11 protein-coding genes are annotated in these 11874 nt (G+C 38.2%); 2 read left to right on the top strand and 9 right to left on the bottom strand.

The window, feature by feature from the left end; translation table 11 throughout:
• The 7 genes from KO521_RS10755 to KO521_RS10725 all read right to left on the bottom strand — a co-directional run.
• The coding region (locus KO521_RS10755; protein WP_215939923.1) for an Ig-like domain-containing protein at nt 1–1734 on the bottom strand (1734 nt) is incomplete at its 3' end.
• A gap of 364 nt (nt 1735–2098) precedes the next feature.
• Nucleotides 2099–2617: a GNAT family N-acetyltransferase gene (locus KO521_RS10750; protein WP_215939922.1), complete on the bottom strand. Its 519-nt coding sequence runs from the start codon at nt 2615–2617 to the stop codon at nt 2099–2101.
• Nucleotides 2618–2623: 6 nt separating this feature from the next.
• On the bottom strand, nt 2624–3112 hold the full coding sequence (locus KO521_RS10745) for a DUF192 domain-containing protein (protein WP_215939921.1): 489 nt from the start codon (nt 3110–3112) through the stop codon (nt 2624–2626).
• Between the two features lie 93 nt (nt 3113–3205).
• Nucleotides 3206–4168 (bottom strand): prolipoprotein diacylglyceryl transferase, encoded by a 963-nt coding sequence (lgt, locus tag KO521_RS10740; protein WP_215939920.1) that lies wholly within the window; start codon nt 4166–4168, stop codon nt 3206–3208.
• A gap of 126 nt (nt 4169–4294) precedes the next feature.
• Complete coding sequence (yidD, locus tag KO521_RS10735) at nt 4295–4528, bottom strand: membrane protein insertion efficiency factor YidD (RefSeq protein WP_436801487.1); 234 nt, start codon at nt 4526–4528, stop codon at nt 4295–4297.
• 125 nt (nt 4529–4653) lie between these two features.
• Complete coding sequence (locus tag KO521_RS10730) at nt 4654–5022, bottom strand: DUF779 domain-containing protein (RefSeq protein ID WP_215939931.1); 369 nt, start codon at nt 5020–5022, stop codon at nt 4654–4656.
• 4 nt (nt 5023–5026) lie between these two features.
• Nucleotides 5027–6547 (bottom strand): aldehyde dehydrogenase family protein, encoded by a 1521-nt coding sequence (locus KO521_RS10725; RefSeq protein WP_215939919.1) that lies wholly within the window; start codon nt 6545–6547, stop codon nt 5027–5029.
• Nucleotides 6548–6793: 246 nt separating this feature from the next.
• Here KO521_RS10725 and KO521_RS10720 point away from each other — a divergent pair, with 246 nt between their 5' ends.
• Nucleotides 6794–7693, top strand: coding sequence for an AraC family transcriptional regulator (locus tag KO521_RS10720; RefSeq protein WP_252730014.1), 900 nt, complete (start codon nt 6794–6796; stop codon nt 7691–7693).
• A 2-nt stretch (nt 7694–7695) separates the two neighbouring features.
• Here the strand turns inward: KO521_RS10720 and cysS are convergent, their stop codons facing one another.
• Complete coding sequence (gene cysS / locus KO521_RS10715; protein ID WP_215939917.1) at nt 7696–9174, bottom strand: cysteine--tRNA ligase; 1479 nt, start codon at nt 9172–9174, stop codon at nt 7696–7698.
• Between the two features lie 12 nt (nt 9175–9186).
• On the bottom strand, nt 9187–9870 hold the full coding sequence (folE, locus tag KO521_RS10710) for a GTP cyclohydrolase I FolE (protein ID WP_215939916.1): 684 nt from the start codon (nt 9868–9870) through the stop codon (nt 9187–9189).
• A 200-nt stretch (nt 9871–10070) separates the two neighbouring features.
• On the opposite strand from folE, the gene KO521_RS10705 reads away from it, so the two are divergent.
• Nucleotides 10071–11873 (top strand): T9SS type B sorting domain-containing protein, encoded by a 1803-nt coding sequence (locus KO521_RS10705; protein ID WP_215939915.1) that lies wholly within the window; start codon nt 10071–10073, stop codon nt 11871–11873.
• Nucleotide 11874 lies beyond the last annotated feature (1 nt).

The following is an 11874-nucleotide window of genomic DNA, read 5'->3' as shown; positions in this document are numbered from 1 at the left end:
AGAAGTACTTACATTGCCCGGGGCGTCTATGTTCGCGGTTCCTGGGCCGGCGATCTGCATCCATGCATATGAGGTGACTGTTCCCGGTGCCGTATTGCTACTTCCGGAGCCGTCCAATGTAATGGTACTGGTAGGCAGGGTTATACTCTGGTCGGGACCAGCAACAGCTACGGGGGCTGTGTTGGGCAAAGCGCCCACCGTAATAACGATGTCGTCCGTATGGGTTGCATTCTGGTCATCGGTCACGGTAAGCTTAAAAGTATAGCTTCCTTCGGTCAGATCGCTTACAGTTGTAAGGGCTAAATCAGCATTACTTATAGTAGCGATTGCACCTGTACTGGAATCTGTCTGACTCCATTGATAGGAGATAATCGTACCAGGGGCAGTATCGCTACTTCCTGAACCGTCCAATGTAGCCGAATTCGTTGGCAAGGTGATGGTTTGATCAAGTCCAGTTCTTGCTATAGGGCCATTATTTATTTCATTTATAGTAATTGCAGAATTACCGAATATACTAGTATCAGCATCTGAAGTCGCTGTAATTGTTACAGAGCCAACTTCTAATGTTGTTACTAAACCAGTGTTGGAAACGGTAGCTTTTGTTGGGTTACTTGTAGACCAGGTAACGTTTTTATTTGTGGCATTTGCTGGCTCAAAATCAATAGTTAACTGTTGTGTGCTACCTGTGTTTAGCGAAACTGGAGAAGGCATTACGGTTATACCGGTCAAAGCGACATCTTCAGAGCCGACTGTTATACTTGCAGTTCCTACTACTTCACTACTATCATTAGCGCTGGCAGTAATTGTAACGCTTCCTTGTAAAATACCGGTAACAAGTCCAGTTGCATCCACGGTAGCTATTGTTTCATCAGACGAAGACCAACTAACGTTTTGATTCGAGGCATTGGCCGGGGTAATTACTAGTTCTAAATTTTGGGTTTCATCGACGTTTATGTTAGCACTGGCAGGTTCAAGATTGATGGAGGAAATATCTATAAACTCAATTACGTTAAAATCGAGTATGGTCTCAATTTCCTGACCGTTGCTGTCCCGGAGGGTAAAAGTCAGCTGCTGTGGTCCTACTTCGGAGGGTGTAAATACTAGTGGGTAATTGCCGGCGACAATAGGGTTGTATTCCCCAGTTGGAACGTAGCCGTTCTCTTGGGACGGTATAAGTATTCCAGGTCCTGGCACGAAACCATAAATGGCTTCATAGGTAATGTCTTCTGCCGTGTTATCAGTTCCCAATAAAAGAGACAGGCTAGCGGGCTTGTCAAGTTCGAGCTCGGAGAGTTCGCTAGATGCCTCCCAGACCACGGGTATATCGCTCAGGTTGTACGTAATCTCAATCTCTTCTGACAGACCAAAATTGTCTGACCCTACTATCTTTATCCTGTGCGCCCCTATTTTGGAACCCTTGTACATGAGAGAACTTATAAGATTAGTAGGAAAGGATTGGCCTTTTCCGGATTCCAGTAGATTACCATCCATATCCTCAAAATGGCCTTTGCCGTCCAATATTTCGTAGGTGATAGTATATTCGTAGTTTTTCAGAGTATCTTCCGGTACAATTGTAAAGGTTGTAGGTAGTGCCTGGTTTATATAACCTTCTGCCAAGTGTTGTTCCAAAAGCTGAAACTCTACCTCAGTAATGAGTGAGACCTCTTTGGTACAGGCCATTACTATTATAAATAGAGAACAACAGGAGGCTAAGATTTTAATAAACTTTTTCATTATGCAAGGAGTAACAACTATTTTAAAACTTGTTATGGATAAACTCTTCTCATAACAACAAATTCTTAGGAAATACGGAAACCGTTTAAGTCACATATAAGGCAAAGTTTTTTTAGGCAAAATTTTAGATAAAAAATAGGAGTATAGGATAACGTGGATTCACAAAAAAACCAAGGAATTAGGATGATACCAATTATCATCATTTTTATAAAACAGATACCACATTTGGCTATTTCATATTAAAAGGAAAATTTTACTCAATCCATATTAAAAAAAAACTCTGTAGAAAACAACATATTAGGGCTGTTCATCAGTTCATTAGTATGAGAGATGCTAACGGTAGAAATGGCCTAATTATTATGTTTTATAATAGGACTCTAAAAATGTTTACGGGATTATTTTGGTATGTTGTTGTCTTGTCTAGATACATACCATTTTTAAGAGCTACCTTTTGAGATGGTAGATTTTCTATATGAATAATAGAGATTAACGATTTGGCAAGGGTCCGTTCTTTTGCAAAGTTTTTACATTTTATGGCAGCTTCACTTGCGTAACCTTGTTTCCAATATTTAGGCAGAATGGAGTATCCTATTTCGAGCTCATCTACTTCATCTACGGTCTGTTTGAGAAGTCCGCATAACCCAATGAACTCCCCGGTAGATTTTGAAATAAGAGCGTTCATTCCGCCTAGGTTATTTTCGTAGCGTTCAAAAATTCTATCAAATTGTTGTTGGCAGGCAATTTTTGGGTCACTGGGTAATCCTTCCCAAAATTCAGAAGAACGTTTGTCTTCATGAAAAGGTAACCAAGCTTCAAAATCTGAGGGGTGTACTTTTCGGAAAAGCATTCGTTCGGTTTGTTCTCCTTCCAAAAGCAAATCCATTTGAAATCATATTTTTTTAAACGCAATGCTATCTCCAGACTGTATACCTAACTTTTGAATGAGGCCGGCGTTCAATTCCAATACATATTGAACTGCACCTTGGGATGGTAGGCTGGATTCATCCATAGGCTGTGCGTTTTCGTGATAATTAGCGATGGTCATGTCTTCCTTTACAAATATCAAATCCAAAGGGAACTCGGTATTTTTCATATAAAATGAATGCCCTGCTACTTCAGGAAATACGAATAACATACCTCTATCAGCTTTCATGCTCTTGCGGTACATTAAGCCAGTCTGAGTTTCATATTCACTATCGGCAATTTCAATATCAAAAGAGGCGATTAAACTGTCCGTTTCTTTTTTGAAAACAGAAAGTTCACCTTCTTTTTTGAAAACTACCGGCTCTGCTTTTACTACTTTTTTGGTCTCTTTTTTACATGAGTGAAACGCAAATGCAACAAGGACTAAATACAGACTTATTTTAAAATGTTTCATTTTAGTATCGCTAAGTTTTAAAGTCGATGATAAATGAAGCGATTCACCTTTTGGTAAAACACTGATTTAGTTTTTTTTGGAATCTCTATTGAATTAAGATTTGCCGGTTTTTGGTCGGAACATAAAGTAAAAACCAATAAAGATGAATGGAATACTTAACCATTGCCCAGTTGATAATAACCCAAGGCTCTCTTCAAAACCACCTTGACTTTTCTTTACGAATTCTACAAAGAAACGAATCGTCCAAAGTAAAACTAAAAAAAGACCAAAAAGATAACCGGTTCTATTTTTCTTGTCTGTATACCAATAGAGATAGTACAGCAGAACAAAAACGAAAATATAGGCAATCCCTTCATACAATTGTGCAGGATGACGAAAAGGAATCTGAGCTAGTTGTTCTGCAAACTGAGGATTGTTCTCTATAGCGTCATAAGCTGCATTTACAGTATTTTCTTGAGTAATTGCCAATGCTTTTGATGGGTGCATGTCATCCGAATCACGAATGAATTTCGTTGCGAAAATAAACGATTCATCAGTTATCTTTCCGTTGATTTCTGAATTGAAGAAGTTACCTAATCGAACGCAAAAAGCACCAATAGCAGATGGGATAACCATGCGATCTAACAACCAAAGGGTTTTCATATCTGGGTACTTTTTCTGATATAAATAGGTTCCAATAAGAATACCTATAATCGCACCGTGACTTGCAAGGCCAGTAAATCCTGTGAATTCATAACCTTTTATGAAACCAAAAAGTACACCTGATGAACTCTCCCGAATGGGAAGCAATATTTCTGCCAAATGGTTTTGATAATAAGGCCAGTCATAAAAAAAAACATGACCTAACCGCGCTCCAAGCATTGTAGCAAGAACGGTATATATAAAGAGTGAATCTAGTTGCTCTACAGACTTATTCTCGTTAGTAAAAATACGCTTCATGATATACCAGCCAAGAGCAAAAGTGGTAATCCAAAGTAGATTATAATATTTAATCTGTAACGGACCTAGCGTGAAAAGTGTTTCGTTCGGATTCCAGATAATACCTAAAAAGTACATGTAAAGGAGTTTTAAGGGCACTAAGATAATAAAATAGATAACCGTTAAGCTTTACTACATCTTAAATCGACGTTATAAATTTGAAGGATTAGTAGGAATTAGCCCAGTCAATATTAATAAAATGGATTAAGGTACTGGGTCATAACCTTTTCCTCCCCAAGGGTTGCAACTGAATATTCGTTTAATGGCCAACCAGCCACCTTTAAAAAGTCCGTGTTTTTTCAGGGCTTCTAAAGTGTATTGAGAACAAGTAGGTGAGTAGCGGCAGGTTGCAGGCGTATAAGGAGAAATGGCAAGTTGATAAAATCTGACTAAGAATACGAAAGGAGCTATCAGAATTTTTTTTAAGGATAATCCCAAAATCAGCAGTTTAGAATTGTAAAAGTACGATTTTTTTGGTTGAATTCTTTAAAGCAGGAAAACCTAGACATTTAAAAACCCGTATGTTGAAATACGGGTTTGTTGAAAAATGTAAGCCCTTTAAATTAAGCTTGATGAATAGGCTCTAAATCAATAGCTTCTTCTTCGGAAAATAACCTTGATCTTACAATAAACCGAATTCCTAATGGAATTTCCAAAGAGAAACTAGCGCCTCTTCCTTTGGTAATATCAATAGTTAACTGTGTATGTTTCCAATACTCAAACTGGTCTTTTGCCATGTAAAAATCACAATCGGCTATGTTGCCTAACCAGACATCGGTTTCATTTAACATGAGTTCACCTTTGCTAAAACACATAGGAGCAGACCCATCGCAACATCCACCGCTTTGGTGGAACATAAGTTCCCCGTGCGTTTGTTTTAGCTGCTCAATAACCGTCTTCGCTTCATCTGTTACTAAAACTCTTTTGGTCATCATATTAAAAGAAGCCCATTGCTTTTTTGTCGTACGAAATCAACATGTTTTTGGTCTGTCTATAATGTGCTAACATCATTTTGTGGTTTTCTCTGCCAATACCTGATTTTTTATATCCTCCAAAAGGTGCGTGTGCGGGATATAGGTGATAGCAGTTCACCCAAACTCTACCTGCTTGTACAGCTCTGGAAATTTGGTAAGCTTGGTGAGTGTCTCTAGTCCAAACACCAGCTCCAAGTCCATAAGGAGTGTCATTGGCAATTTCAATAGCTTCAGCTTCATCTTTAAAGGTTGTTACACAAACCACAGGTCCGAAAATCTCTTCTTGGAACACTCTCATTTTATTATTTCCTTTAAGAATGGTAGGTTGAATGTAAAAACCACCTTCAAGACCTTCATTGTAAGCAACTTCTCCACCTGTTAGAACTTCGCAACCTTCGTCTTTACCTATGTTAATATAGTTTATTACTTTTTCGAATTGGTCGTTTGATGCTTGAGCGCCCATCATTGTAGTTGGGTCTAACGGATGTCCCAGTTTAATAGCTTTTGTACGTTCAATGACCCTTTCAATAAAGCGATCGTAAATACTTTCCTGAACTAACATTCTAGACGGACAGGTACAGACCTCACCTTGGTTAAGTGCGAACATTACAGCACCTTCCAGACATTTGTCAAAAAAGTCGTCATCTGCATCAATAACACTTTCAAAGAAAATATTCGGAGATTTTCCGCCAAGTTCAAGGGTTACGGGAGTAATGTTCTTAGAAGCATATTGCATGATAAGTTGTCCGGTGGTGGTTTCTCCGGTAAAAGCTACTTTATCTATTCTTGGGCTTGATGCCAAAGGTTTTCCTGCTTCTGCTCCAAAACCGTTCACAACGTTCAGAACGCCTGCAGGTAAAATATCGCTAATGAGCTCCATTAGAATCATAATTCCGGCTGGTGTTTGTTCCGCAGGTTTGAGTACAACACAATTACCTGCCGCCAATGCCGGTGCTAATTTCCAAGTAGCCATTAATAGCGGAAAATTCCATGGAATGATTTGTGCTACTACCCCAAGTGGTTCGGTAACATTTAAGGCAACCGTATTGGAATCCAATTCACTCACAGAACCTTCTTCCGCTCTAATAACGCCGGCAAAATATCTAAAATGGTCTATTGCCAGTGGTATATCTGCAGCAGTAGTTTCACGAATAGCTTTTCCGTTATCCCAAGTTTCAGCTCTCGCTAAGGTTTCAAGATTACGTTCCATTACATCAGCTATCTTTAATAGTATATTACTTCTTGTAGTTGCTGATGAAGCATTCCATTCTGGCGCTGCTTCCCAAGCTGCATCAATAGCCAATTCTACGTCTTCCGATGTGGAACGTGCTACCTTTGTATATACCTTACCGTCCACGGGTGAGAGATTGTCAAAATACTCACCTTTAACGGGTGCAACCCATTTTCCACCAATAAAATTTTCATATTGGTCTTTAAACTTAGGCTTTTGTAGAAGATTGTTTTCAACTGTCTGTGTGCTCATAGTTAAGTTTTTTAAATTAATAGATGAGATAATTTTTTAAGCCACTGTTATCTAGGTGCTTAAAAAGGATTTCTAAATGTAATGGAGTTGATTGGAAATTATCTGAACGATTCTGCCATTAGTGTGAACAATTCTATCATTATCTATTGAATTAATATTTTAATAACAGTTATTTTGTATATTTCTTAATATTTTACATATAAAATTGATGCTTAATTGGATATGCTGGACTTATCGAATAAATTTTTGTCGAATAGAAAACTGGAGACTTTAGTAGAGAATCAAACTTCCTATACTCTGAATAATGCTGCGTTGCATGTGTTCGAAACCCATCAAAAGGCGGAACGCGTACTTTTAAATTTTGACCAGCCGGTATTGGCCAGTATGATAGAAGGAAAGAAAATAATGCATCTAAGGGATTATGAATCTTTCGATTTTTTGCCTGGCGAGTCTTTAGTGCTTCCTGCAAACGAAACTATGTGTATAGATTTTCCGGAAGCAATGAGAAAAAATCCAACACGTTGCTTGGCATTGGCTATTTCTGAGGATAAAATAGATAAGGTAATGCAACTCATGAACGAGAATATGCCCAAGCACGATAATAAAGAGTGGGGATTGATGGATTACAATTTCCATTTTGTGAACGATGCGGGTATCTTTCAGATTTTACAGCGTTTATTATTTTTGTTCTCTGAAAATCATCCTTCCAAAGATTTCTTCGTAGATAATATGTTGCGGGAATTGATTATTAGAATCTTACAGACCAATGAACGTAAGATTTATTCGAACTCTACGTTACAACTAAATGCAAATAGTAGATTGGCGACTGTAATACGATATATAAGGGAACATTTACATGAGCCTTTGAGTATAGAGGATTTAAGTAACAAGGCTTGTTTGAGTCCTTCTCACTTTCATAGGGTGTTTAAGACGGAATTGGGTATTTCTCCCATTGAGTTTATTAATAACGAAAGAATAAAATTAGCGGTAGGCTTATTGCAAGATTCAAAGCGCAGTATTAAGAATGTTTACTTGCAATGTGGTTTTGAAAGTCGCTCTTACTTTAATAGAGTGTTTAAATCGCATCAGCATTTATCACCTAGTGAGTACCAAGCTAAAACTGCCCACATTCACGATCAGATGTAAATTTAAATACTGAAGGTTGTACCTTCTTTGCCGTCTTTTAACTGAATGCCAAGCTCTGCCAATTGATCTCGTATTTTATCAGAGGTGGCAAAATCTTTGTTCTCACGAGCCTCTTTTCGCATCTTTATCAATAACTCTATTACACCCGAAAGTTTCCCGGCATCCTCAGTACTACCTCCTTTTTCCTCCAAGCCTAAAATATCAAATATAAATGCATTTAAGGTTTGAGCAAGTGTTTCTTTATCAGCAGCAGTAATACTTTCTTTTCCTTCTTTAATAAGGTTAATATGCTTTACGGCTTCAAAAAGATGTGCTATTAGAATTGGCGTATTAAAGTCGTCATTCATGGCATCATAGCACTGCTGTTTCCACGCTTGAACATCAAAATCACTATTGTTTCCTGTGCCTAAGCTTTGCAATACAGAAAGTGAGTCCATTAACCTGCTAAATCCCTTTTCGGAAGCTAATAACGCATCGTTGCTTAGGTCTAAGATACTAGTGTAATGGGCCTGCATCATAAAAAAGCGAACTACAGAAGGAGAAAAGGCCTTGCTAAGGATATCATTGTCACCCGTAAATATCTCACCGGGTAAAATGTTGTTTCCTGTAGACTTTGCCATTTTTTTACCATTCATGGTAAGCATATTGGCATGCATCCAGTACCTAACGGGAGAATGCCCATAACAAGCTTCGGCTTGTGCTATCTCGCATTCATGATGAGGGAATTTTAGGTCCATGCCGCCACCGTGAATATCAAAAGTTTCACCCAAATATTTTGTGCTCATTGCGGTACACTCTAGATGCCAACCTGGGAAACCATCTCCCCAAGGCGAAGGCCAGCGCATAATATGCTGTGGCTCGGCTTTTTTCCATAGAGCAAAATCTTGTGGACTTTTTTTGTCGTCTTGTGCGGCAAGTTCACGGGTGTTTGCTATCATATCTTCCAGCTTTCTTCCACTCAATTTGCCGTATTCATAGCTATCATTGAACTTGGAAACATCAAAATATACAGACCCGTTTACCTCATAGGCAAAACCTTTCTCAAGAATGTCTTTTATAATTTCAATTTGCTCAATTATATGACCAGTAGCCGTAGGCTCTATACTTGGTGGTAAAAAATTGAACTGTTCTAGAATATTATGAAAATCTATGGTGTAGCGCTGCACCACTTCCATAGGTTCCAATTGTTCAAGTCTAGCTTTTTTTGCAATCTTGTCTTCACCGTCTTCCGCATCATCTACCAAATGTCCGGCATCTGTAATATTACGGACATACCTTACTTTGTACCCTAAATGTTTAAGGTATCTAAAAATCATATCAAACGACATAAAAGTACGACAGTTGCCCAAGTGTACATTACTGTAAACTGTGGGGCCGCAGACATACATACCTATGTGACCTTCACTTAAAGGTTCAAATATTTCTTTTTTACCGGAAAGGGAATTGTAAATCCTTAATTGCTGGTTTTGATACAATTGCATGTTAGGCTAGGGCTATTGGAAGGTGGTCTCTAATTTTATATAATCTAAAAATTCGCGGCGTACGGATTCTTCTTTGAACTTACCGCCATATTCAGCTGTTACCGTGCTGCTTTCGATATCCCTTATACCTCTAGAATTTACACAAAGGTGCTTAGCATCAATTACACAGGCAACATCATCAGTGCCTAAGACTTTTTGGAGTTCGCGAACAATCTGAATATTTAAACGTTCCTGAACTTGTGGTCTTTTTGCGTAATAATCTACTACACGGTTCATTTTAGAAAGACCAACAACCGTTCCATTAGAAATATACGCAATGTGCGCGCGGCCAACTATTGGTAAAAGATGATGCTCGCAAGTGGAGTAGAGCGTAATGTTCTTTTCTACAAGCATTTCTCCATACTTATATTTGTTGCTGAAGGTAGAGGATTTAGGTTTTAGATCAGGATGAAGTCCGCCAAAAATCTCTTTCACAAACATTTTTGCTACTCTGTTTGGAGTGCCTTTAAGACTATCGTCATCTAGGTCCAATCCTAAAGTAAGGAGTATCTCTCTTACGTTATCTTTAATTCTTTCAATCTTATCATCATCACTTAACACGAATGCGTCTTCACGTAAGGGTGTATCTTCCGATGCAGAAACATGGTCGTCTCCTAAATCTTCAAACTGCTTTTCCAAAGTACTATCAATTTTCATCTGCTTATATCTATTGACATTTTTAATGCCTAATTCGTCTTAAAAAGTTTACATACATTACACTTCTTACTAAGTAAAACGAACTGCAAAGATATACATAATATGGCACTTTACGTTCTATATGTCCTGATACACAACATAAATTGGTGTTAAGAATAGTTAGAGGCTACTTTTACGATATATAAGGTCTAAGCTGTTAAATGAGTCGTTTTATAATCTTATGGTTTGTATTATTCTTTTTGGGTATGGGTGCTGTTTTTGCACAAGTTTCCCCAGATTGCGGTAATGCTATACCTATTTGTAATAACACTCCGGTGAATGGAGGTACAATAGGATTTGGTATGGATGATTTTAATAGTGCCGCTAAAAGTGGTTGTTTGGAGCAAACCCTTAGCGGCGTAATTGAATCTAATTCTGCTTGGTATAGATTTAGAACAGGTGCCTCTGGCCAATTAGGTTTTAATATTGGCATAGATACCTTTGAAGATTGGGATTTTGCCCTTTACAAATCCGATAATTGTAATAATTTAGGAGAACCTGTACGGTGTAATTTTTTTGATAACCAAGATGAAAATACGTTTGTTGGGGTAGGGGAGGACCCTACCGGAAATACGGAAAATGTACAATATGAAGCTTGGTTGGATGTAACTCCCGGTGAGGATTACTATCTGCTCATCAATAATTTTAGCAACATTAATTCTGGTTTCTCAATTCAATTTTCAGGTCACATATTCGTAACGAATCCTTTTGATGCGCTGGATTGTTCTATTATAAATAATCTTCTTGGGCCACCAATTGCTGCTTGTGAAAATGAAAACATAGTTTTAGATGGGACTACTTCTGATGCAACTTCTTATAGATGGTTTGTAGATTCAGGTAGCGGTTTTACAGAAATAGTAGGGGAAACTAATTCAACCTATCAAGTTGCTCAGTCAGCAAATTACAGAGTAGAAGTGATTAGGCCATCTGAAACTATTATTAGTGATGTTCAAGTTTCTTTTTCTACTATGCCAGTCGCAAATGCTGTTTCAGACGATGCATCATGTAGTGGTTTGGAGATTTATGATCTTTCTCAAAAAGACGCAGAGGTATTAGGAAGTCAAGGTTTAAGTGAATTTCTGGTCAGTTATCATAATAGTAAATCTGATGCTGTTGCCGGATTTAATGCATTGCCTAAAAAATACCCGACGCAATCCGGCTCTGAGACCATTTTTGTTCGTATTACATCAATTGCCAATTCCAAATGTTTTGATGCCTCGGAGCAATTTCAGTTGATCAATTTAGAAACGCCGAATTTAGATATTTCGGAAGAGGCCTTTTTATGTGATGATGATACTGGAGTTGTTATTGGTCTAGAAAATGGAAATACCGATTTCACCTATCAGTGGAGCTCGGGAGAGACCACTCCTACCCTTATGGTTTCTGAAGCGGGCGAATATAAATTGACTGCAACAAATACAAAGTCCGGTTTGGTTTGTTCCGCTTCTAAAGTAGTAAGGGTAGCCGTTTCGCGCCCACCTGAAATTACGGATATCATTATAGATGACCTTAAAAATAATAATACGGTTACGGTCATTACGGATGTTACGGGAATATATGAATATCGCCTGGACAATGGTCCGTATCAAGAAGGGCATAAATTCTATCAGGTAGAGCCGGGAATGCACACTATATCTGTAAATAACCCTCAAGGTTGTGGAGAGGTAACCGAGGAAATCGCTGTCATAGGTTTTCCCAAGTTTTTTACTCCAAATGGAGATAATTCCAATGATTATTGGAGTATAACCGGAGTAGATTTGTTGGATTCTGCCATCGTATCTATCTATGATCGCTTTGGCAAATTATTAGCCCAATTAGATGCTGCAGATTCTGAATGGGACGGTTCCTATAATGGGGAACTTCTGCCGGAATCCGATTACTGGTTTAAGTTAACGTACACTAGGGCAGATGGCCAAATAGTGACTGCCCAATATATTAATAACCACTTTTCTCTAAAACGTTAGC

Origin of the sequence: Zobellia uliginosa, from assembly GCF_018860745.1 — a bacterium.
Classification (GTDB): Bacteria; Bacteroidota; Bacteroidia; order Flavobacteriales; family Flavobacteriaceae; genus Zobellia; species Zobellia uliginosa_B.
Note: the sequence above shows the minus strand (reverse complement) of the source record. Positions and strands in the feature narration are given on the sequence as shown.